The 21892-nt window shown below is 67.7% G+C and carries 20 protein-coding genes and 1 tRNA gene; 14 read left to right on the top strand and 7 right to left on the bottom strand.

Annotation, left to right across the window (positions count from 1 at the left end; translation table 11 throughout):
* Positions 1-125 precede the first annotated feature (125 nt).
* Positions 126-773 carry an SPOR domain-containing protein gene (locus M2352_RS09910; protein WP_264664330.1) on the top strand — a complete coding sequence of 216 codons (648 nt, stop codon included), beginning with the start codon at positions 126-128 and terminating at the stop codon, positions 771-773.
* A 30-nt stretch (positions 774-803) separates the two neighbouring features.
* Here the strand turns inward: M2352_RS09910 and M2352_RS09905 are convergent, their stop codons facing one another.
* Positions 804-2045 (bottom strand): MFS transporter, encoded by a 1242-nt coding sequence (locus M2352_RS09905; RefSeq protein WP_264664329.1) that lies wholly within the window; start codon positions 2043-2045, stop codon positions 804-806.
* 105 nt (positions 2046-2150) lie between these two features.
* Positions 2151-2468 (bottom strand): divalent-cation tolerance protein CutA, encoded by a 318-nt coding sequence (gene cutA, locus M2352_RS09900; RefSeq protein WP_264664328.1) that lies wholly within the window; start codon positions 2466-2468, stop codon positions 2151-2153.
* A 74-nt stretch (positions 2469-2542) separates the two neighbouring features.
* On the opposite strand from cutA, the gene M2352_RS09895 reads away from it, so the two are divergent.
* On the top strand, positions 2543-2815 hold the full coding sequence (locus M2352_RS09895) for a hypothetical protein (protein ID WP_264664327.1): 273 nt from the start codon (positions 2543-2545) through the stop codon (positions 2813-2815).
* A 5-nt stretch (positions 2816-2820) separates the two neighbouring features.
* Here the strand turns inward: M2352_RS09895 and M2352_RS09890 are convergent, their stop codons facing one another.
* Positions 2821-5787, bottom strand: coding sequence for a PAS domain S-box protein (locus M2352_RS09890; RefSeq protein WP_264664326.1), 2967 nt, complete (start codon positions 5785-5787; stop codon positions 2821-2823).
* Positions 5788-5986: 199 nt separating this feature from the next.
* Between M2352_RS09890 and M2352_RS09885 the strand changes: the two genes are divergently transcribed.
* Positions 5987-6076: transfer RNA gene (locus M2352_RS09885), tRNA-Ser, on the top strand.
* Positions 6077-6084: 8 nt separating this feature from the next.
* Here M2352_RS09885 and M2352_RS09880 read toward each other — a convergent pair.
* A complete protein-coding gene (locus M2352_RS09880; protein WP_264664325.1) occupies positions 6085-7254 on the bottom strand; it encodes an MFS transporter in 1170 nt (389 codons plus the stop codon).
* A gap of 101 nt (positions 7255-7355) precedes the next feature.
* Positions 7356-8087 (bottom strand): response regulator transcription factor CtrA, encoded by a 732-nt coding sequence (ctrA, locus tag M2352_RS09875; protein WP_264664324.1) that lies wholly within the window; start codon positions 8085-8087, stop codon positions 7356-7358.
* Between the two features lie 257 nt (positions 8088-8344).
* On the opposite strand from ctrA, the gene fliI reads away from it, so the two are divergent.
* The 11 genes from fliI (at position 8345) to hypE (ending at position 19379) form a co-directional block, all read left to right on the top strand.
* A complete protein-coding gene (gene fliI / locus M2352_RS09870; protein WP_264664323.1) occupies positions 8345-9679 on the top strand; it encodes a flagellar protein export ATPase FliI in 1335 nt (444 codons plus the stop codon).
* A complete protein-coding gene (locus tag M2352_RS09865) occupies positions 9676-10107 on the top strand; it encodes a flagellar FliJ family protein (protein WP_264664322.1) in 432 nt (143 codons plus the stop codon). The genes fliI and M2352_RS09865 overlap by 4 nt, the downstream gene beginning before the upstream one ends.
* A gap of 177 nt (positions 10108-10284) precedes the next feature.
* On the top strand, positions 10285-11961 hold the full coding sequence (locus M2352_RS09860) for a methyl-accepting chemotaxis protein (protein WP_264664321.1): 1677 nt from the start codon (positions 10285-10287) through the stop codon (positions 11959-11961).
* A gap of 74 nt (positions 11962-12035) precedes the next feature.
* Entirely contained in the window at positions 12036-12350 is a 315-nt protein-coding gene (locus M2352_RS09855) for a HypC/HybG/HupF family hydrogenase formation chaperone (protein WP_319802028.1), read from the top strand.
* Positions 12347-13084, top strand: a complete 738-nt coding sequence (hybE, locus tag M2352_RS09850) for a [NiFe]-hydrogenase assembly chaperone HybE (RefSeq protein ID WP_264664319.1) — start codon at positions 12347-12349, stop codon at positions 13082-13084. Before M2352_RS09855 ends, hybE begins: the two co-directional genes overlap by 4 nt.
* Positions 13084-14268 carry a nickel-dependent hydrogenase large subunit gene (locus M2352_RS09845; RefSeq protein WP_264664318.1) on the top strand — a complete coding sequence of 395 codons (1185 nt, stop codon included), beginning with the start codon at positions 13084-13086 and terminating at the stop codon, positions 14266-14268. The genes hybE and M2352_RS09845 overlap by 1 nt, the downstream gene beginning before the upstream one ends.
* Before the next feature lie 42 nt (positions 14269-14310).
* Positions 14311-14652, top strand: coding sequence for a hydrogenase maturation nickel metallochaperone HypA (gene hypA / locus M2352_RS09840; protein WP_264664317.1), 342 nt, complete (start codon positions 14311-14313; stop codon positions 14650-14652).
* Between the two features lie 209 nt (positions 14653-14861).
* Positions 14862-15803 carry a hydrogenase nickel incorporation protein HypB gene (hypB, locus tag M2352_RS09835; RefSeq protein ID WP_264665327.1) on the top strand — a complete coding sequence of 314 codons (942 nt, stop codon included), beginning with the start codon at positions 14862-14864 and terminating at the stop codon, positions 15801-15803.
* 7 nt (positions 15804-15810) lie between these two features.
* Positions 15811-18051: a carbamoyltransferase HypF gene (hypF, locus tag M2352_RS09830; protein WP_264664316.1), complete on the top strand. Its 2241-nt coding sequence runs from the start codon at positions 15811-15813 to the stop codon at positions 18049-18051.
* 3 nt (positions 18052-18054) lie between these two features.
* Positions 18055-18300, top strand: coding sequence for a HypC/HybG/HupF family hydrogenase formation chaperone (locus tag M2352_RS09825; RefSeq protein WP_264664315.1), 246 nt, complete (start codon positions 18055-18057; stop codon positions 18298-18300).
* 32 nt (positions 18301-18332) lie between these two features.
* Positions 18333-19379, top strand: coding sequence for a hydrogenase expression/formation protein HypE (gene hypE, locus M2352_RS09820; protein WP_264664314.1), 1047 nt, complete (start codon positions 18333-18335; stop codon positions 19377-19379).
* 132 nt (positions 19380-19511) lie between these two features.
* Here hypE and M2352_RS09815 read toward each other — a convergent pair whose 3' ends face one another.
* Complete coding sequence (locus M2352_RS09815; protein WP_264664313.1) at positions 19512-19772, bottom strand: hypothetical protein; 261 nt, start codon at positions 19770-19772, stop codon at positions 19512-19514.
* A gap of 665 nt (positions 19773-20437) precedes the next feature.
* Positions 20438-21499 carry a helix-turn-helix transcriptional regulator gene (locus M2352_RS09810; protein ID WP_264664312.1) on the bottom strand — a complete coding sequence of 354 codons (1062 nt, stop codon included), beginning with the start codon at positions 21497-21499 and terminating at the stop codon, positions 20438-20440.
* Between the last annotated feature and the right edge of the window lie 393 nt (positions 21500-21892).

Below are 21892 nucleotides of genomic sequence, written 5' to 3'. Positions count from 1 at the left end.
CCCTTTTTCATGGGGCTTCGAGAAAAGCTGAGGAAAAATACAGTTAATTCGTTCCGCTTTGTTGACAACGGTCGCTTTCCTATCAACCCTTGCTGCCGGGATCGTGCCAAAGGGGGATACCGCCGGTGACGGGCAACAGACTGCTGATCACCACCGCCGCCATCACCTGTCTGGGGGCGGGGGCCGCGCTGGGAGCGCTGCTGCTGTGGCCGGCGGAGCCAATGGCCATGGCCGGGCAGGTCTGCGGACTGGGCACCTTCATGACCACCGGCGCCCTGTGCCGGGACACCGCCCCACCGCCCCAGCTCCTGGTCGATGCCGGCCGGGATGAGGACGAAACACCCGCTGCCGCCGCCCTGGCGGAAGCACCGCCGCCCCCGGTCATGGCAACCCCCGTGGTGGCCGTTCCCGCCGAACCGCCGCCGCCGTCCCGCGACACCGCATCCCTTCCGACGGAGCCGGCACCCGCCGCCGCCCCGTCCGCGGCCCCGGCGATCCGGCCCGGCTTTCTCGTGGTGGTCGGCAGCTATGCCCAGCGGGAACAGGCGGAGGACCGCCGCCGCACGCTGGGCTGGTCAAACCTGGACATCACCGAAGCCACGGTGCAAGGCCGTCCCCATTACCGCGTGACCATCCGCAGCACCACCCGCGAACAGGCGGTGCGCGCCCTGAACGCCGCGCGTGCGGCGGGGATCGGCGATGCCTGGATCGCGCCCGCCCCCGGCAACGCCAGTTCCGCCCCCGACACGGCCATCGCCGCCCGGGCGGTGTGATAAGCCCCGCGCGGGCGGTGTGATTGGTCCTCAGTCCGCCCCGCCCGCCGGCACGGCGGCCGGTTGAGCCGCCGCATCGGCCGTGGCCGGCGTGCGGTCGCCCGGCAGCAGCAGCGCCGCCAGGAAGGCGATACCCGCCAGCACCGTCAGCGTGGCGTACAGCGTCACGAATTCCCCGGATTGCTCATAGAAATAGGCCACCATCTGCACCGCCAACGGCCCGGCCCCGAACGACAGAATGAACTTGGCGCCAAAGGCCAATCCCCGGTGACGGTCGGGGGTGTAGCGGGACAACAGCAGGTTTTCCGCCGGGATCTGCACCTGCGAGGCGATGATGACCAGCCCCGCCGCCCCCACCAGCGGAAAACCGCTCAGCACCGCCAGCGCCGCCATCATCGGCGTCTGCCACAGCAGGCACAAAGCATAGATCCGCTTCAGCGGGTAGCGGTCGGCCAGATGCCCCCCGATCAACTGCGGCACGGCCGCGGTCAGATAGACCAGGGTAACCAGACCGCCGATGCCGAACGTGCCCTCCCCCACCAGCCCGTGCAGCCGCTCGCCGAACAGCTTGGGCAGCACCACCTGCATGGCGTTGAACATCAACCCGGCGCACAGCATGGTCACCGACAGCACGACGAAGGCGCGGATCACGTCGCCGCGTGACGGCTTGGGCTGGGGCTTCACGTCGGCGTGGCGGTCCTGCACGACCCCCATGGCGATGCACACCGCCAGCGCCACCCCCAGCAGCAGACACACCGCCCCCGGCAACAGGAACGCCGAGCGCCAGCCGAACACCTCGGTCAGCCCGCCGGCCACCACGCCGGCCAGCGCCACGCCCAGACTGCCGAACAGACCCAGATACCCCAGCGCCTTGCCGCGGTTGACCGCGTTCTTCACCATCCACGACATACCCACCGGATGGTAGATCGACGCCCCCAGCCCCAGCACCGCCAGCCCCAGCCACAGGGCGTGCGGTCCGTCGGCCAGCCCGGCAGCCACCGATCCGGCCCCGGTCAGCAGGAAGAACACCGCCATCATGCGGCTGTCGCTCCAGCGGTCACCCAGCCACCCGGCCAGCGGCGCCCCCACCCCGATCATCAGCGACCCCAGCGTCCACAGCCGGATCAGTTCGTCATAAGGCAGGTTCCATTCCCGCTCCAACGCCAGCACCACCGTGAGATAAAGGGCGGCGGTGATGTGCATCATCGTGTGGCCAACCCACGAGAACCCCACCGACAGGCGGGCCGACAGGTCGGGCGAGGGTGCGGACATGGCAGGAACTCCGCCCTTTTGTGGGAAATGAAGCCGTTGAGAGTCTCACGCGAAAGGGCGGTGCCGCAACGGGGCCGCCCGCATGGCCGCCATGCACCCGCACGCTTAGGGTGCGCTTTCCGCCCGCAGCCAGTCGAGATAGGGCGCATCGCCCCGGCCCAGGGGGATTTCGATGATGCACGGCACCGTGTAGCTGTGCAGCGCCCGCACCCGTGCGGCCAGTTCCTCGAAACGGCCGGCCCGCGTCTTGGCGATCATCACCGTCTCGCACCCCTCCTCCACCGCCCCTTCCCAGCGGTAGATCGAGGTCATGCCGTCGATGATGTTGACGCAGGCGGCCAGCCGCTCCTCCACCAGCGTGCGGGCGATGCGGCGGGCCTCGTCGGGCGAACCGGCGGTCATATAGACGAACACGGGGTCCATGGCGCTTTCCCTCCCCCTGGCGTTGATTTTGCCGTAGGATAATCCATCCCCGTCCCCAGCGGAACGAGACGACGATGCCGCCCCGCCTTCCCGGCCGCCGCCGCAGCCCCACCCCCCGTCAGGCGGCCTGGCTGCGCCGCGGGCTGCACCAGCCGGGCGGCAAGCTGCCCCTGTTCGACGACCGCGGCCAGCGGGTGCAGGCCACCATCGTCACGGCATGCCTGCACAACGGCTGGGCCGAACGCTGGTTCAACAACCCGCTGAAACCCGACTGGCTGGTCTGCCGCCTGACCGAGCGCGGGCGGGATGCGCTGGCGCGGCAGGCCCCGGACGAAGACACGGCCTGAACCGCTCAGGCGGTGGCCTTTTCCAGGGCGGTTTCGATCATGCGGCGCAGGTCCAGGGCCGACACCGGCTTGTGAATGATGGAAAAGCCGCTGGCGTGGGCTTCCTGAATGCGCTCGGGGGCGGTGTCGCCGGTCAGCACGATGCTGGGCATGGCATGGCCGCAATGGGCGTGTATGGCCCGCAGTGCTTCCGGCCCCGTGTGGCCGTGGCGCAGGCGGTAATCGGCGATCACCGCATCGGGACTGCGCCCGTGCTTGGTCAGCAGCCGGATCGCCTCCTCGCCCCCGGTGGCGGTCAGCACCTCGTACCCCCAGCCTTCCAGCATGACGCGCAGGCCCATCAGGATGATCACCTCATCATCGATGACCAGGATCAGGCGCGACGGGATGGCGGCGGCTTCCTCCGCGGCCGGCGCGGGGCCGGAAGGATGCGCTTCCGGGGCAGCCGGCTGGGCCGGGGGGATCACCCGCTGCAGGTCGATGAAGAAGACCGACCCCCGTCCCGGCTGCGACGACAGCCCCAGCCGGTGCCCGAGCAGCCGGCACAGGCGGCGGACGATGGCCAGCCCCAGCCCCAGCCCCTGTTCCCGGTCCCGTTCGGCGTTGCCGAGCTGGGTGAATTCCTCAAAGATCTCATCCTGGCGTTCGGGGGGGATGCCGATGCCGGTGTCGCACACCATCACCCGCACGGTGCCGTCGCCCCGCCGCCGGCAGCCCATCAGGATGGTCCCGCGGGTGGTATAGCGCAGGGCGTTCTCCAGCAGATTGCGCAGCACCCGTTCCAGGAGCGCCGCATCGCTGTGGACGACGAGGCTGGAGGGCAGGATGCGCAGCCGGATTCCCCGCCGCTCCGCCTGCGGCCCGTACTCCACGCGCAAACGGTCCAGCAGCGGCCCCAGCGCCACGTCGCCCGGATGGGGCGTGACCGCCCCGGCATCCAGCCGCGAGATATCGAGCAACCCGTCCAGCAGCCGCTTCATGGCGTTGAGCGCCTGCTGCATGGCTTCCAGCGTGCCGTATGCGCCATGACCGCGCAATTGCTCCGCGGCGGCGGCGGCGAAGAACATCAGCGATTGCAACGGCTGGCGCAGGTCGTGGCTGGCCGCGGCCAGGAAGCGGGATTTGGCGAGAACGGCCCGCTCCGCCTCTTCCTTGGCGCTGCGCAGCCGTTCCTGCACCGCCAGCCGTTCGGAGATGTCGCGGATGATCGCGGTGAACTGGCGGGTATCGCCGTCGTGCCATTCCGCCACCGCCAGATCGGCGGCAAAGACGCTGCCGTCGCGCCGTCGGGCGGTGATCTCCCGCGTGGTGCCCGCCCCGGCATCGCCATCGTTGTCGTCCAGCCCGCGGCGCAGGATGTAGTGGCTGCGCACGTCGCCGCCGCCCTCGTCGGGCAGCAGCAGGGAGACGGGGCGCCCCACCACCTCGACCGACGCATAGCCGAACAGCCGTTCGGCGGCGCGGTTGAACACCTGCACGATGCCGTTGCCGTCCAGAAGCACCATGGCATCGGCGGCGGTTTCCAGAATGGCGCGGTAGCGCGCCTCCGCCCGCCGCACCACCCGTTCGGCGCGCTGGCGCTGGGTCACGTCCTGCACATAGAGGGCCAAGCCTTCGGGCGATGGGAAGGCGCGGATCGCCAGACACACGCCATGGGCTTCCTGGCTGACCTCGAATTCCACCGGCACCTGGCTGCGCATGCCGACCAGCAGGTTGCTGCGCACGTCGTCACCGGATTCGGCGGGCAGCAGCGCCCAGATTTCTTCGCCCGTGCGGTCCACGCCTTGGGACAGCAGCAGCCGCGCCCGGTCGTTCATGAAGGCGACGCGCCACGTCCGGTCGATTTCGAGCACGCCGTCGGTGGTGCTGGCCAGCACCGCGGCCATGCGCCGTTCGGCGGCGCGCCCGGTTTCCCGCAAGGTGTCGCGGGTTTCCAGTTCCCGCGCCATGGCGTCGAAGGCGGCGCCGAGCTGCCCGAGTTCGGAGCGGGTATCGCTGAGCCGCACCCGCGCGCTGTAATCGCCCATGCGCCAGCGCTCGACGGCGCGCATCAGCCGGTGGACGGGGCGTTCGATCAGCCGCCGCGCGCCGAGCCACGCGACCAGCAGCACCAGCACAAGGTTTGCGGCGGCCGCCATGATAGCCCACGGATCCTTGGCGTTGATGCGCATGAGCCCATCGGACGAGGGCACGCCCAGCGCCAGCAACAGCCCGCTGCCCCCAGCGGCGGGCGGGGCATAGGCCACCACCTGCTCCTCACCGTCGAAACCGGGGATGGTGGCGGCGCCGGCGGCGGGCCGGGCCGCCAATTGTCCGATGTGGGCGGGCAGCCGGTGCCCCGACCACCCGGTGCCGCCGTCGGGATAACGGCCGATGATGATCCCCTCGCGGTCGGCGGCCACCAGCACCGCCCGCGGCGGCAGCGGGTGGCGGGCCAGATAGCCGTCGAGCCACGTCAGATCGAGCGTCAGCAACAGATGGCCGGCGGTGACTCCCCCCTCCCCTTCGATCCGCTTGATGAAGGACCGCACGGCCTTGCCGCCGGTGGGCAACAGGAACACGTCGCTTCCCGTCACCCCATTGCCCGTGGACGGCATCAGCGGCAGCCGGTTTCCGAACCATTGCCCCACCAGGGTACGGTCGGTGGCGCACAGCACGGTTCCGCGGGCATCGGTCAGCAAAAGCTGCTGGCCTTTGGGCAGGTGGGGGGCCAGGCGGTCGAAGCGGGTCTGGCAGGCGTGGGGATTGACCGCGCGCACTGCCTCGTCCTCGGCGGCGACGCCCATCAGGATGGTCAGCCCGTCGATGACGCGGACCTGCTCCTCGGCAATGCCCGCCAGGGTGCGCGCGGTTTCGGCATTGAGGGAAAGAAGGTCATCCTGATGCCCCTTCCAGACGTGATAAGCCTGGATGCCGATTCCCGGCAGCGCGGCAACGAGAATCAGAACGATAAGCCGCGCCAGGATGCTCATGCGGGGTCCGCTGCCGCGCCGTGCAACCAAAGGGGTTGAAGGCGGGCCGTTGCCTTGGGTTGATGACCTTGTGGGATGTACCAAATTCACGCTCGTGCGGCAAGCCGGGTGGGAAGAGGGGCATCACGAAGAATCCGTTGATAAAAAGCCATGATTGACCATTGGCTTCGCTTGCGCTATCCCGGACCCGAAGCGTCGAGGATGGGTGGCCGAGTGGTTTAAGGCAGCGGTCTTGAAAACCGCCGTAGGTGTGAGCCTACCGTGGGTTCGAATCCCACCCCATCCGCCACCCCTTCATCAGCCAGCCACCTTCCCGTTGTGAAGCGGCGGCAAAATGGCGAGGCTGGCGACTCCCAGGGCGTGCATGAGCAGCGCCACCCCCGTCAACGGAGCTGCTCCCCACTCGATCCACGGTGACGCACAGGCCGTACCGGCGGCGGCAGCCCCCAAAATCCCCAGAACCACGAGGGCGCTGCCGCGGGCGTCATCGCCGTGAGCGGCGACGATGGCGCGGTAAAAGCCGGGTGGGCCGCGCAGGCCAAGGCCGATGTTGACCGGGATGAACAGCAACGTGATCATCAGAGCGTCGCGCCCGCCCGCCACCGCATAGGCAAATTGGCCGGCCGCCCCCACCGCAGCAAGCAGCGTTCCAAACCCAATGACCGGTTCGGGTCCGAAACGGGCCACGGCCCGCGAGGCCATGTTCGCCGCCGCGATGAACATCACAATCGAGCTGACCTGCATGACGATGAAATCGGTCATGCTCCCCCCATGAACCCGGACGAACACGGCCGGCATTCCAAAGACGAACACCAAAAGCCCACCCAGAACCATGGCCTGGCTGAAGGCGTAGCGGACGTACGTCGCCCGGAACAGCAACACGGCGTAGCTGCCACGCGCCCGCCGCCCCACTTGCGGCACACCGCCGCCCAGTAGCAAAAAAAGACCCAGCACCCCCGCCACGGCGGCCAGGACATCGAACGACAGGCGCCAGCCCCCCCACGCCAGAAGAACCGCCCCGACAATGGGGGCCAGAGCCGGGGCAAGTGACTCGATGCTTCCCAGCGCCCCCATCACGCGCACCGCCGCCGCCTCGTCGAACATCGCCTTGACCACCGCCGGCGCAAACACCGCCGGTCCCGCGGCAGCCACCCCGTGAACGAAACGGAGGGCGATCAGGGATTCCAGCGACGACGCCCCGCCACACCCCCAGGAGATCAGCGCCGTGGCGAACAGCGATCCGGCGAACAGCCACCGGGTGGGGATGTGATCGCTCAGAACACCATAGGCCAGCAACCCAACGCAGGTCCCCGCAACATAGGCCGCAATCACGAACTGGGCCGCAGCAGCGTTCCCCCCCAGCACCTCGGGCAGATGGGGAACCGCCGGCAAAATCAGGTCCGTGCCCATCAGGCCGACCACCGTGCTTGCCACCACCAGGGACAGCGTTATCCGTACACGTTTCACCCGTCTCTCCTGTCCGTCACGTCAACCGGGGGGGCATAAAAAAACGCGCCCCTCCCTGCCGGGAAGAGCGCGCCGAACAAAAGCAGCCAAAGTTGAGACGATCAGCCTGCCATGTGGTGCGGCAGCTTGGGCGGCGGGCCCAGCGGAGCCGCATCCTCGTGCGGATCGCGCAGCACATAGCCGCGGCCCCACACCGTTTCGATGTAGTTGTCGCCCGAGGTCGCCACCGCCAGCTTCTTGCGCAGCTTGCAGACGAAGACGTCGATGATCTTCAGTTCCGGTTCATCCATGCCGCCGTAGAGATGATTGAGGAACATCTCCTTGGTCAGCGTGGTGCCCTTGCGCAGGCTCAGCAGTTCCAGGATGCCGTATTCCTTGCCGGTCAGGTGCAGCGGCTGGCCGTCCACCTCGACCGTGCGGGTGTCGAGATTGACCGTCAGGCGTCCCGTGCGGATGATCGAATCGGAATGGCCCTTGGACCGGCGCACGATGGCCTGGATGCGCGCGATCAGTTCGCGCTTGTCGAACGGCTTGGTAAGGTAATCGTCGGCGCCGAACCCCAGCCCCTTGATCTTGTGATCCAGTTCCGACAAGCCCGACAGAATCAGGATCGGGGTGGTCACCCGCGCGGCCCGCAGGCGGCGCAGCACCTCGTACCCGTCAATGTCGGGCAGCATCAGGTCAAGGATGATGATGTCGTAATCATACAGCTTCCCGATCTCGAGCCCGTCTTCGCCCAGGTCGGTGGAATCGACGATGTAGCCTTCCGATTGCAACATCAACTCGATGCTCTTCGCGACGGAGGAATCGTCCTCGACTAGCAGAACCCGCATGGCGCTATCCCGACGTTGGAACCACGTTTCCCGATCCGAACCCGCTTCGGTAGCGGATATCTTCTTCTTAACAGATTTTTCGGCCCGTTTACACAGGTTAACAGGTGATTCAGCTTAATGCCACCCTCACCGCGTTTCATGTTCCGTTAATCATTATGGCGTCATGATCGGAACCGCCGGGGCTGGAAAGCCTTGGGAAAATCCGGGGATACATCCCCCCTGCCGCCGGTTCATGGTTAAATGCGAAGGGGTGCCGCATGCCTGCGGATGTTGCGCGCCTTGTCAACGACATAGCAGCCCTGCCCAATTATCGCCGCTTCGGCCGCGTCACCGCGGTGCTCGGGCTGCTGGTGGAGGTGGGCGGCATCGAGAAGGAGCTGTCGGTCGGCGGCCGCTGCGTGGTGGAGGCGCGCGACGGGCGCCGCGTCCCGTGCGAAGTGGTGGGTTTCCGCCAGAGCCGGGCGCTGCTGATGCCCTATGGCACGCTGGACGGGGTCGGGCTCGGCTGCCGGGCGCTGGTGTCCGACGGGCAGCCGTCGGTGTTCCCGACCGATGCGTGGCTGGGCCGGGTGGTCAACGCGCTGGGCGAGCCGGTGGACGGCAAGGGGCCGCTGCCCAAGGGCGCCTATGGCGTGCCGATCCGCAACAACCCGCCCCCGGCCCACGCCCGCCAGCGCGTGGGGCAGAAGCTCGACCTGGGCATCCGCGCGGTCAACACCTTCCTCACCTGCTGCCGCGGACAGCGCATGGGCATCTTCGCCGGATCGGGCGTGGGCAAGTCGTCGGTCATGTCCATGCTGGCGCGCTTCTCCGCGGCGGAGGTGGCGGTGATCGGGCTGATCGGCGAACGCGGACGCGAATTGCAGGAATTCATCACCGAGGATCTGGGGGAAGAGGGCCTGTCCCGCTCCATCGTCGTGTGCGCCACGTCGGACGAGCCGCCGCTGATGCGCCGTCAGGCGGCGTACATGACCCTGGCCATTTCGGAATTCTTCCGCGACCAGGGGCGCGACGTGCTGTGCATGATGGACAGCGTGACCCGTTTCGCCATGGCCCAGCGCGAAATCGGCCTGTCCGCCGGCGAACCGCCGACGACCAAGGGCTATCCGCCCACCGTCTTCGCCGAGCTGCCGCGCCTGCTGGAACGGGCGGGGCCGGGTGTGGGGGGATCGGGGTCGATCACCGGGCTGTTCACCGTTCTGGTGGAAGGCGACGACCACAACGAACCCATTGCCGACGCCGTGCGCGGTATCCTGGACGGGCACATCGTGCTGGAACGCCAGATCGGCGAGCGCGGGCGCTATCCCGCCATCAACATCCTGCGCAGCGTGTCGCGCACCATGCCCGGCTGCAATTCGCAAAAGGAAAACCAGCTCGTCGGCGCCGCCCGCCAGCTTCTGGCGTCGTACGACAACATGGCGGAGATGATCCGGCTGGGCGCCTACCGCCGCGGCACCGACCAGCAGGTGGATCTGGCCATCCATTACCAGCCGGCGCTGGAAGCCTTCCTCAAGCAGGGAAAGCGGGAGCAGGCGGATCTTGCCACCGGCTATGCCCAGCTTGCTGAAATCCTCGGGGTGCCCTGGCCGTGAGTTCCTTCAAGACACTCATCCGCGTGCAGAAATGGCAGCTTGACGAGAAACGCCGGGCGCTGACCGAACTGCAGAACCTGGAAGACCGGCTGCGCAGCGAGATCGACCGGCTGGCGGAGGAGATGCGCGCCGAACAGGAAACCGCGCGCAACGACTTCAACGCCTCCTTCACCTATGCCGGCTTCGCCCGCAGCGCCATGGAACGGCGGCGGCGAATCGACGACTCCATCCGCCAGGTGCAGGAACAGATCGTCGCCGCCACCGAACAGGTCGCCGAAGCCTATCAGGATCTCAAGCGCTACGAACTGGCGGAGGAGGAGCGGCTGAAACGCGAACGGGAGAAGCAAAAGCACAAGGAGGAGTTGATGATGGACGAAACCGCACTCGTCGGTTTCCGCCGCCGCCAGGAACAGGACGGCACCGGCTGAGCGCCCCCGGCTTTTCCCCACCCACCGCAAAGACCGGCATCGTCATTTCGTCCCATAAGGCGTGATGGGCTGCGTGATATTATTGCGCCGCACATCTCTTTTTATTACCGTATTCCCAAAACATACCCTTTTCCCGGTCTTCACCATCGGGACGGGAAGGCCAAGGATTGAATGGGAATGCGAAACGTTCTGGAACGGCTGGGGTTCACGCAGAAGCTGGTGGCCCTCAACATCGTGGGCACGGTGGTGAGCTGCACCGCCATCGTGGGAATCGCCCTTTATTTCGTGTCGTCGCAGATGAAGACGCAGGAAATCACCCGTCAGGCCATGAACCTGCGGGTGGCGAAAGAGATCATCAACCCCAAGGGTGACCCCTACCGCATCGTGGACGGCAAGCTGTTCGTCGGCGCCCAGCCGCTGGAGGGAGCGTTCGAAACGGTGGACCGGGTAAAGGCCGCGCTGGGCATCACCGCCACCATGTTCCGCGGCGATGTCCGCATCGCCACCACGCTGGTCAACCCCGACGGCTCGCGCCCCGTGGGATCGAAGATGCCCGCCGACATCCAGCAGCGCGTGCTGGTGCAGGGGGACGGAATCCTGGGCGAATACCCGGTGCTGGGGGTTGATTATCTCGTCACCTACGAACCCCTGCGCGATGCGGCGGGAAAGCCGGTGGGGGCGCTGGCCGTGGGCATGCCGGCCAATGAATTCTATGCCATCGTGTCGCAACTGGGCTGGCGCATCGGGGCGGTGTCGCTGGCGATCGGGCTGGTGCTGAGCATCCTGACCTATGTCTATGTGCGCCATCAGATGGCGGCGGTGCATGGGCTGGTGGATGTGATGGGGGCCCTGGCGCGCAAGGATTTCTCCGCCACCGTCCACGCCACGGACCGCGGCGACGAGATCGGCGACATCGCCCGCGCGGTCGCCGGTTTCCGGGAATCCCTGTCCGCCGCCGACACCATGGCCCGCCGGCAGCAGCAGGACCAGGAGGACCAGGCCCGCCGCCGGGCCGAGATGGACCGCGCCACCCAATCCTTTGCCGGCACCATCGATGCGGTGGTCCGGTCCGTGTCCTCGTCCGCCGAGCGGATGCGCGGCAACGCCGAGAGCCTGACCCTCAGCGCCGAGGAAACCCAGGCGGCGGTCTCCACCGTCTCGTCCGCCTCGCTCCAGGCGTCGTCGAACGTGGAGACGGTGGCCGCGGCGGCGGAGGAGCTGTCCGCCTCCATCGGCGAGATCAGCCGCCACGTGGGCGAAGCGACCCAGGTCGCCGACCGCGCGGTGCAGGAGGCGCAGGCCACCAACGCCACCGTTCAGGGGCTGGCCGACGCCGCCAACCGCATCGGCGAGGTGGTGGAGCTGATCAACTCCATCGCCGCGCAAACCAACCTGCTGGCCCTCAACGCCACCATCGAGGCAGCGCGGGCGGGCGAGGCCGGAAAGGGCTTTGCCGTCGTGGCGTCGGAGGTCAAGAGCCTCGCCGACCAGACCGGCAAGGCGACCGAGGACATTCAAAGCCAGGTGGCCGCCATTCAGGGCGAAACCCAGCGCGCGGTGGACGCCATCGGCACCATCGTCGGCACCATCCGCCGGGTGAGCGAGATCACCACCACGGTCGCCGCCGCGGTGGAGGAACAGGGGGCCGCCACCGGCGAAATCGCCCGCAACGTGCAGGAAGCCTCCGCCGGCACCCGCGCGGTGACCGGCAGCATCGACCGCGTGTCGCATCAGGCCAATGCCACCGGCAGCAACGCCGAAGAGTTGCTGGCCGCCGCCCGCGGCCTGCTGGACGAATCCCGCTCCCTGGAGCAGGAGGTGTCGCGCTTCCTGTCGGTGGTGCGGCACGGGTGATTTAGATCATTGCCTGTGTGACGCCCGGCGGCGAAATGGTATGACAGGTGCGTGACCCCCACGCACCCGCCCCCATGCCGTATCGCCGTTGGAGACCGCCGCCCATGTGTCTGGGAATACCCATGCAGGTCATGGAAACCGATGGCCTGATCGCCCGCTGCGCCGGGCGGGGGGAAGAGCGGATGGTCAACCTGCTGCTGCTGGGCGAGGATGAGGCACCGGTCGGCGGCTGGGTTCTGGTCCACATCAACAACGCCGTCCGCACCCTGGCCGAGGATGAGCTGGGGCCGCTGAACGACGCGCTGGACGCCATCCTGATGGCGGCCCGCGGGGAAAACGTGGATCATCTGTTCGCCGACATCACCGCCGCCCGGAACGACCCGTCATGACCGCCACCGCTGGCACTTTTACCGCCGGATTTTCCCCCGCCGACCGCCCGGCCTGCTCCGGCTGCGGTTTCGTCTATGACGCCGCCGCCGGCGACCGCCGGTACGAGGTTCCGCCGGGCACCCCGTTCGCCCGGCTGCCCACCGTGTGGCGCTGCCCTGGCTGCGGCGCCGCCGCCCACCGTTTCTTCACCGTGCCCGCCGGCACGGACCCGCTGGCCGCCCGGCTGGCCGCGCTGGAAGAGGCGCACCGCCATGTGGCGGCCACCGACATGGCCGGGCTCGGCGTGTGCAACACCCGGCTGGGGGTGGAGGCGGTGGGTTTCCGCCCCTTCGGCACCGGCTGGATCGGGTGTCTGATCACGCCCTGGACGCTGAACGCGGTGCTGCTGCCCGGCGACACCGGCCAATGGGCGGGGCTGAACGACGGCGACAAGGACGTGCTGGAAACCCCGGCGGGGCAGTTCGCGGTGACCGCCGCCCGGCTGGGGGCGCTGGGGGTGGCGATGACCATCCCGGCGGTGTCCGACATGCAGGTGTTTCCCGACCAGGACGATGCCCGCGCCGCGTGCTTCGCCGCCCTCGACGCCCTGCTGCTGCCCAAGGAGGAGCAGGCCGCCGCCGGGGATGACGCCGGCCCTCCCGAACCCACCCTGCCCGCGCAAGGCCCCGCCATCGGTGCCAAGAAGCCGCAAGAGGCGGTGTCGCGCCGGTCGCTGTTCCGGCGGCACGGCTGATGGCGGGCGCGCCGGGCATCGAAGGCGCCCTGACCGTCCGGCTCCAGGTGGCCGGGGGGCGGGTCGCCGCGGCCCATGTCGCGGTCCGGCGCCCGCTGGCCGCCGCCCGTGCGCTGAACGGGCGATCGGCGGCGGAGGCCCTGAAACTGGTGCCGCTGCTGTTCAGCGTGTGCAGCACGGCCCAGGGCGTGGCCGCCCTGAACGCGTGCGAACAGGCGCTGGGCACTCCCGTATCCCCGGCCCAGCGCATCGCCCGCGATCTTGCGGTTCTGGCGGAAACCCTGGCAAGCCACGGCTGGCACGTGCTGATGGACTGGCCGCGGCTGCTGGAAGAGGCACCGTCCACCGAACAGCTCGCCGCGCTGCGCACGGTCAACGGCAGCCTTCTGGCCGGGCTGTATCCCGAACGCGACGCCCTGACCCTGGGCGGCGGCGGGCTGCTGCCGAAAGAGGCGGTGCTGCGGCTGGCGGTGGCACGGCTGGACGCGCACATCACCCAATCGGTGTTCGGCGGCGCCCCCTGCCCCGCCACCCTGGCCGAGCTGGAAGCCTGGGCCGCCACCGGCGACACCGCCGCCGCCCGGCTGGTGGGGGAAACGCTGAACAGCCCCCACCCCGGTTACGGCGCCACCGATGTTCCCCTGCTGGCGCCGCGGCCCGCCGCGTGGTTCGCCGCCCGGCTGGCCGCCGACCCCGGCTTTTCCCACGCCCCGGCGACCGAGGACGGGCCGGCGGTGACCGGCCCCGCGGCGGCCGCGTCCGGCAGCCCGTTGGTGCGGGATGTGGCCGGGCGGTTCGGCGGCAACGGGCTGATCACCCTGCTGGCCGCCCGGCTGGCCGCCCTGGCGGACCTGCCCGCCCGGATGGACGCGGCCATCGGTACGCTGCTGGCCTGCGGCGGCGGAACGGACACCGCCACCGGAGCCACCGGGGACGGGACGGGAGCGGCGGTGGTGGACACCGCCCGCGGCACGCTGGCCCATTGGGTGCGGATGGAGGGCGGGACCATCGCCGATTACCGCATCGCCGCCCCCACCGAATGGAATTTCCACCCCGGCGGAACGCTGGCCCGCGGGCTGACGGGGGTAGAGGCCGGGCCGGGCCTGCACGGGCTGGCGTCGCGGTTGATCACGGCCCTCGACCCCTGCGTCGGCTGGACGCTCGACATCGACCGGCACGGCTGAGGCCGGACAGCAACGCACACCGCCACCGGAAAGCACACCATCATGCACGAAATGGCGCTGAGCCAGGGCATCATCGACGTCATCCGCGACCAGGCTGCGGCCCAGGGCTTTACAACCGTCAAATCCGTCCGCCTGGCCATCGGAATGCTTTCCCACGTGGAGCCGGAGGCGATAGAGTTCTGCTTCGAAGCGGTCAGCCGGGGAACGCTGGCCGAAGGGGCGGCGTTGACCATCGAACGGCCGCCGGGGCAGGCGTTCTGCATGCCCTGCGGCCAGACCGTGGCGATTTCCCAACGTTACGACCCCTGCCCCGTGTGCGGCGGGCATGAATGGGTGCTGACCGGCGGCGACGAGCTGCGCGTCAAGGAACTGGAGGTGGAGTGATGTGTACCGTCTGTGGCTGCGGCGAGGGCGAAACCCGCATCGGGGGGCACCCCCACGCCCATGAACCCCACTCCCACGAGCATGGCCACGAACACGGCCATCATCACCATCCCCACGGGCACGAGCACGAACACACCCTGCCCGACGGCTCGGTGATCCGGCACAGCCATTCCCACGGCCATGACCATGGGGAAAGCCACGCCACCGACGTGCATTCCCACGAACACACCCACACCGCCCCCGACGGCTCCGTCCACCGCCACGCCCACGGCCATGGACACGGCGCGCACGATCACGGCCACGGGCACCACGGCCATCATCATCATCACCATGATCATCACCATGATCATCACCATGATCATGACCATGGACACGATCACGATCACGATCACGATCACGACCATGATCACGGCGATGATGGGCACGGCGACATCCACGTGGGCCTCGGCCCGGCGGGAACGCAGGTGCCGGGGATGAGCCAGACCCGGCTGGTGCAGATCGAACAGGACATCCTGGCGAAAAACGACAGTTTCGCCGCCGTCAACCGCCAGCTTTTCGCCGCCAAGGGGGTGTTCACCGTCAACCTGATGTCGTCGCCGGGGTCGGGCAAGACCACGCTTCTGACCCGCACCCTGACCGACCTGAAGGGCCGCCACCCCATGGCGGTGATCGAGGGCGACCAGCAGACCAGCTTCGACGCCGACCGCATCCGCGCCACCGGCATTCCGGCCATCCAGGTCAACACCGGCAAGGGCTGCCACCTGGACGCCCAGATGGTGACCCAGGCCGTGGGCCGGCTGGGGGTGGCGGACGGCAGCCTGCTGTTCATCGAGAACGTGGGCAATCTGGTCTGCCCCGCCGGCTTCGACCTGGGCGAGGCGCACAAGGTGGTGGTGCTGTCGGTGACGGAGGGGGAGGACAAACCCCTGAAATACCCCGCCATGTTCGCCGCCGCCGACATCCTGCTGGTCAACAAGGTGGACCTGCTGCCCCACCTGACCTTCGACGTGGAGCGCATGGTCGCCTTCGCCCGGCAGGTGAAGCCGTCGCTGCACGTCATCCAGGTGTCGGCCACCACCGGCCAGGGGATGGAGGAGTGGTACGGCTGGCTTGCATCCGGGCTTGCCAAGGCCGCCCGCCCCGCCGGCTGATCCCGCCATGGAACGGCTGCGGGTGCGGGTGCGCGGGCGGGTACAGGGGGTGGGCTTCCGCCCCCACGTCCACGCCCTGGCCGCCCGCTTCCGCCTGACCGGGTGGGTGCTGAACGATGGTGGCGGCGTGCTGCTGGAGGCTCAGGGGGACGCCCTGCCCGCCTTCCTTGCCGCCTTGCGGGACGAGGCGCCGCCGCTGGCCCGCATCGACGGGGTGGACTCCATCCCCTGCCCGCCGGTGGCGGGGGAAAGCGGCTTCACCATCCACGCCAGCGGCACCGGCGGGACGGTCACCACCGGCATCCCCCCCGACGCCGCCGTCTGCCCCGCCTGCCTGGCCGAGATGTTCGACCCGGCCGATCGCCGTTACCGCTACCCCTTCATCACCTGCACCCACTGCGGGCCGCGCTACACCATCACCCACGGCCTGCCCTATGACCGGCCCCGCACCAGCATGGCCGGGTTCCCCCTGTGCCCCGATTGCGCCGCCGAGTACACCGATCCCGCCGGACGGCGGTTCCACGCCCAGCCCATCGCCTGCCCTGTCTGCGGCCCGCGTCTGAGCCATCCCATCGACACCGTGCTGGACTCCCTGCGCGCCGGCATGATCGTGGCGCTGAAGGGGCTGGGCGGCTTCCACCTCGTCTGCGATGCCGCCAACGGTGCGGCGGTGGAGCGGCTGCGGCGGGTGAAGCAGCGCAACGGCAAGCCCTTCGCCCTGATGGTGACGAACACGGCCAGCGCCGAAGCCTATGCGACCGTCAATTCCCAGGAACGGGCGTTGCTGGAGGGGACGGCGCGGCCCATCGTGCTGCTGCGCCGCCGGCCCGACGCGCCGCTCCTGCCCGACGCCATCGCCCCCGGTCTGGCGTGGCTGGGCCTCATGCTGCCCTACACCCCCATCCACCATCTGCTGTTCCACGAGGCCGCGGGGCGGCCCGCCGGCACGGCGTGGCTGGACCAGCCGCAGCCGCTGGCCCTGGTCATGACCTCCGCCAATCCCGGCGGCGAGCCGCTGGTGACGGCGGAGGACGAGGCGGCCCGGCGGCTGGACGGCATTGCCGACCTGATCGTCGGCCACGACCGGGACATCGTCATCCGCGCCGACGATTCCGTGGTGCGGGTGGTTGCGGGGGCGCCGGCCTTCCTGCGCCGGGGCCGCGGCCATGTGCCGGAGCCGGTGCGCCTGCCCCACCCCATCCCGCCCATGCTGGCGGTGGGCGGGCATCTGAAGACCGCCGTCTGCCTGACCCGCGGGGATGAGGCGTTCCTGTCCCAGCACATCGGTGATCTGGACAACGCCGCCACGCTCGCCTTTTTCGAAGAGACCATCGCCCACCTGACCCATGTCCTGCAAGTGGCGCCGGTGGCGGTGGCCCACGACCGCCACCCCGATTTCCTGTCCACCCGCCATGCCCAATCCCTGGGGCTGCCGCTGATTCCGGTGCAGCACCACCACGCCCACCTTGCGGCCGTGGTGGCCGAGCATAGGCTGTCCGGCCCGGTGCTGGGGCTGGCGCTGGACGGGTTCGGGCTGGGGGATGACGGCGGCGCGTGGGGCGGCGAGATGCTGCTGCTGGACGGGGCCGGGGTCCGCCGCCTGGGCCACCTCGCCCCGCTGGCCCAGCCCGGCGGCGACGCGGCGGCACGGCAGCCGTGGCGCATGGCGGCGGCGGCCCTGGCGCGCCTGGGCCGGGCGGACGAAATCCCTGCCCGCTTCGCCGCCCACGGCCCGGCGACGGGGGTGCGGCGGATGATCGAGGGGGGGATCAACGCGCCTCTCACCACGTCCTGCGGGCGGTGGTTCGACGCGGCGTGCGGTATCCTGGGCGTGCGCGCGGTGGCGGGGTACGAGGGAGAGGCGCCGATGGCTCTGGAATCCCTGGTCACCCGCCCGCGGGTGCTGGCCGGCGGCTGGCGCATGGCCGACGGCTGTCTGGATCTGCTGCCGCTGCTGGAAGAATTGTTGCAGGTCAATGCCGCGGACGGCGCGGATCTGTTCCATGGCACCATCGCCGCCGCGCTGGTGGACTGGACCCTGCCGGAACTGGCCCGCCGGGGCCTGGCCGAGGTGGCCCTGTCGGGCGGGTGCCTGATGAACGGGGTTCTGGCCGGTCTGCTGGTGGAGGGGTTCGCCGCCCACGGCGTCACCGCCCGGCTGCCCCGGCTGGCCCCGGCCAACGACGGCGGGCTGGCGTTGGGACAGGCGTGGGCCGCGGGCCTGCGCCGTATGGAAGAAGGAAGTTGAGCGATGTGCCTTGCCGTACCGGCCCGCGTGGTGGAACTGCTGGACGACGACCGCGCCGTGGTCAGCCTGGGGGGCGTACGCTCCACCGTGTCGCTGGCGCTGGTGGAGGGGATCGCCATTGACGATTACGTCATCGTCCACGTCGGCTACGCCCTCAACCGCCTGAATCAGGACGAGGCCGAGCGCACCCTGGCTCTGCTGGCCGAAGCCGGCGTGCCCACCGCAGCGGCGGCCCAGCCCAACACCTGACCCTTCCACTATCTTATTCACGGACATTTCCCATGCCCGCCGACCGCCTGTTCGCCCGCCCCCTCGATCTCGTCAACGGTACCGTGGACATGACCCATGGGTCCGGGGGCAAGGCCATGGCGCAACTGGTGCGCGACCTGTTCGCCGCCGCCTTCGCCAACCCCCTGCTGGCCCAGGGCAACGATCAGGCGGCGTTCGACCCGCCACCGGGACGCATGGTGGTGTCCACCGACGGCTTCGTGGTCTCGCCGCTGTTCTTTCCCGGCGGCGACATCGGCAAGCTGGCGGTGCACGGCACGGTGAACGACGTGGCCATGGCCGGAGCGGTGCCCATCTGCCTGACCGCCGGTTTCATCCTGGAGGAAGGTTTCCCGCTCGCCGACCTGAAACGCATCGTGGACAGCATGGCCGCAGCGGCCAATGAGGCCGGCGTGCCCATCGCCACCGGCGACACCAAGGTCGTGGAACGGGGCAAGGGCGACGGCGTGTTCATCACCACCACCGGCATCGGCGTTGTGCCGCCGGGGGTGGCGCCCTCGGGCGACCGGGCGGCGGCGGGCGACGTGATTCTGGTCAGCGGCACCATGGGCGACCATGGGGTGGCCATCATGTCCACCCGCGAGAACCTGGGTTTTGAAACGGAGGTGCTGTCGGACGCCGCGTCGCTGCACGGGCTGGTGGCGGCCATGGTGGCGGCGGTGCCCGATGTGCATGTGCTGCGCGACCCCACCCGCGGCGGGCTGGCGACGACGCTGAATGAAATCGCCCACCAGTCGGGTGTCGGGATGGTGATCCGTGAAGCCGACATCCCGCTGCGCCCGGAGGTGGCGGCGGCGTGCGAATTGCTGGGGCTCGACCCGCTCTATGTGGCGAACGAAGGAAAGCTGATCGCCATCTGCGCCGAGGCCGACGCCGCGGCCCTGCTGGCCGCCATGCGCTCACACCCGCTGGGCGCGGATGCCGCGGCCATTGGACGGGTGCAGGACGACCGCCATCATTTCGTGCAGATGGAAACACGGTTCGGCGGAAAGCGCATCGTCGATTGGCTGACGGGCGAACAGCTTCCGCGGATCTGCTGACGGCACAACGTCTTTGAAAGGCCGGCGGGGCAAAGCCCCGCTGGTCACCGGAGATGATTCACCGGTCCAGCGGCGGCATCGCGATCCCCGTCATCACGCCGGCATCCCCATGGTCAGCGGGCCCATGGGTCGTCAGCGGGCCGCGTCGGCATTGACGGCCAGCGGTGCATCCTGCCCCTGACGGGCCAGAGCCAGCGCCTGGGTCTCGGTCATCCCGGCGTCGATGCTTTCCAGGTAAAGATCCAGATCAATCCCAGCCGGCGTACCGACGTTGGCGCACAATTCGGAGACGGCTGCCAGGGCATTTTCCAGAGCCCGGCTGCGCGGGGGCTGGGAAACCGGTGCCGATTTCTTGGTGACCAGCCGCAGGGCGGGACGCTTGTTATGCAGCATGATGAAACCTCCTTCGCCCCTGCGTACGGCCTGGGCATGTCATGATGGGGTCTTGAGTTGGATGGGCTATCGAAGGATGAAAGAGCGACAGAATGGTCTTTCTGTCATTCCCATCACCCGGCGCCGCTTGCACGCTATCCTTGCAGCCAGTACAACGGACCGCGCATACGCCCGCTGTGTTGGCACGCAAAGATGATATTGAGAACCTGACGGCTAACCGGATGTAAAACCAAGCCCTGCCATTCGGGACTTGCGCTTTCCCATCAAGGGGGTATCTTCTGTTTCGATCTTCATAGCGTCTCCAAGCCTTATGCAGATCAACGTTGCGCCCATTTTTGGGACCGCCGACAGAACGCCCGGTTGTGCCACCAACCGGGCGTTTGCCGTTTACGCCCCATCCGCTTCACACCAGAAGCCATCCTTGCGGAAGCGTTCACGGAAGCAACCCAACAGCACTCTTGCCTCTACACACACCGACGCGGTGGAACCCCGAGGGCAAACCGGCTGCATAAGTATGTAACGGCGCAATCCTTCGCCAACACCATCGAATGCAGCACACACCAAGCCGGAACCACACGCCTGCATCACAGAACAAAAACCTTTTCTACTTTTTCAATATCAGAAAGCCCTAAAAGGGTCAACAAAAAATCACCGAAAAACACTTGTTAATGGCTGTATTTTCTATACGGTCTTGAAATAGCGGCAATTTTTGTTACCAAGCTTGCAATACCCGCCAAATCATTGGCCGCGAACCGGGACCGCCGCATGGCGTTACGAACCGATTTAATCTGTTTGTAGGCAGTATCCTCTGTCACGCCACGAGCCGCAGCAATCTCAGACACAGACATACCCGTGCCAATACCTGAAATTACTTCGGCTTCGGCAGGTGTTATGTTCAGCGCCTGACGGATCGTCGCGGCCAGTTCGGCCTGATCCTCTCCGAAGCGGGATACGGCGATGACGGCGGTCCCAACGGAGTCGCCGCGGCTGACCGCCATCATCAAAGGCGATCCGTTGCGGCGGCGCAGCGGCACGAATTGATGGGGGATCGCTCCGCGGGACACATTTTCCAAAGCCTGCGCCAGGACGATCCCGTCGCATTCATCGGTGGCCACCACAACGCCGCCCTCATCCACGCCGAGCCCGTCGCCGACGGCCAGAAGATCCGCCAGGCTGGCGTTCCGATGAAGCACGCACCCCCGCGCATCGACCAGCCCCACCGCGACCGACAGGGCATCGAGCGCGGTCTGCAGGCTGCGCATGCGCTGCTGCATCTTCAAAGCCCAAAGCACCCCCACCCCGCCGTCGAAATCGGGAAAGAGGCGCGCGATCCCCGATGTCTTGTAATCGATCCGCGACTGAATACTCCGCCCGTCCTCAAGACGCAGGAGCGACACGATCATTCGTCCCCAGGGATAGACATTGACGAAATTCAGATTTGAACTGCACTGGCGCGCGGCGACCGCCTTGGCCAACCACGAATGAGGATCGTCGAACGCGGCCTTGTTCCCAACCTTCCCCGACCGCAGGATGCTCCAGAACAGGCTTTCATAGGTTTCTTCCGACCCATAGCTGTTGCACGGCATCAGGGTCCGCTGCGCCTCATTCGCCCAGACGATGTGGTCGGACGCATCGAACACCACGATCGTGCCTCCGGCCTCGTCGGTCGCACGGACCAACTCGATAGCCGGTGACGGCAACTCAGCCACGGCAAGAGGAAGGGACATGAGGATAAGCCAAGTGTTGTTTGACCGACCATAACACAGAATGGCGCCATGTCATTCCGATTTTTGGGAATGCCCAGAGAGATGGCTCCTATTTTCATCATACAAATGCGTGATTAAAAATACATTGAATATAAAAACAAGCACATCACAGAATGAAAGCATATCACCGTATGTTTTAGACTTGAGGAAAATAGAAAAATATCGACTGAATAGTTAATCAAAAACCAAAATCATTAAAAAATATCACCAATTGCGAACTTATATTTCGTGAAGATCATTAAAAGTCCCATCGAAAAATACTTCCAAAACACAAGAAAAACGCATCACGCCCTTCGAAACAAGACGCCAAAGCTTATTTTATTAAAAGATGAAAGAACAAAAACAACATATCAC

The sequence above is a fragment of the Azospirillum fermentarium genome (assembly GCF_025961205.1).
In the GTDB taxonomy this organism is placed as follows: Bacteria; Pseudomonadota; Alphaproteobacteria; order Azospirillales; family Azospirillaceae; genus Azospirillum; species Azospirillum fermentarium.
This window is presented reverse-complemented; position numbering and strand designations above follow the sequence as displayed.

What these genes read in the sequence shown, in the direction of transcription:
- hybE (WP_264664319.1), top strand. Translation starts at nt 12,347, where the DNA reads ATGACCGCCACCGCTGGCACTTTTACCGCCGGATTTTCCCCCGCCGAC.
- M2352_RS09825 (WP_264664315.1), top strand. Translation starts at nt 18,055, where the DNA reads ATGTGCCTTGCCGTACCGGCCCGCGTGGTGGAACTGCTGGACGACGAC.
- M2352_RS09810 (WP_264664312.1), bottom strand. Translation starts at nt 21,499, where the DNA reads ATGTCCCTTCCTCTTGCCGTGGCTGAGTTGCCGTCACCGGCTATCGAG.
- hypF (WP_264664316.1), top strand. Translation starts at nt 15,811, where the DNA reads ATGGAACGGCTGCGGGTGCGGGTGCGCGGGCGGGTACAGGGGGTGGGC.
- ctrA (WP_264664324.1), bottom strand. Translation starts at nt 8,087, where the DNA reads ATGCGGGTTCTGCTAGTCGAGGACGATTCCTCCGTCGCGAAGAGCATC.
- M2352_RS09855 (WP_319802028.1), top strand. Translation starts at nt 12,036, where the DNA reads ATGCCGTATCGCCGTTGGAGACCGCCGCCCATGTGTCTGGGAATACCC.
- M2352_RS09890 (WP_264664326.1), bottom strand. Translation starts at nt 5,787, where the DNA reads ATGAGCATCCTGGCGCGGCTTATCGTTCTGATTCTCGTTGCCGCGCTG.
- M2352_RS09860 (WP_264664321.1), top strand. Translation starts at nt 10,285, where the DNA reads ATGCGAAACGTTCTGGAACGGCTGGGGTTCACGCAGAAGCTGGTGGCC.
- hypA (WP_264664317.1), top strand. Translation starts at nt 14,311, where the DNA reads ATGCACGAAATGGCGCTGAGCCAGGGCATCATCGACGTCATCCGCGAC.
- hypE (WP_264664314.1), top strand. Translation starts at nt 18,333, where the DNA reads ATGCCCGCCGACCGCCTGTTCGCCCGCCCCCTCGATCTCGTCAACGGT.
- M2352_RS09845 (WP_264664318.1), top strand. Translation starts at nt 13,084, where the DNA reads ATGGCGGGCGCGCCGGGCATCGAAGGCGCCCTGACCGTCCGGCTCCAG.
- fliI (WP_264664323.1), top strand. Translation starts at nt 8,345, where the DNA reads ATGCCTGCGGATGTTGCGCGCCTTGTCAACGACATAGCAGCCCTGCCC.
- M2352_RS09895 (WP_264664327.1), top strand. Translation starts at nt 2,543, where the DNA reads ATGCCGCCCCGCCTTCCCGGCCGCCGCCGCAGCCCCACCCCCCGTCAG.
- M2352_RS09905 (WP_264664329.1), bottom strand. Translation starts at nt 2,045, where the DNA reads ATGTCCGCACCCTCGCCCGACCTGTCGGCCCGCCTGTCGGTGGGGTTC.
- M2352_RS09815 (WP_264664313.1), bottom strand. Translation starts at nt 19,772, where the DNA reads ATGCTGCATAACAAGCGTCCCGCCCTGCGGCTGGTCACCAAGAAATCG.
- cutA (WP_264664328.1), bottom strand. Translation starts at nt 2,468, where the DNA reads ATGGACCCCGTGTTCGTCTATATGACCGCCGGTTCGCCCGACGAGGCC.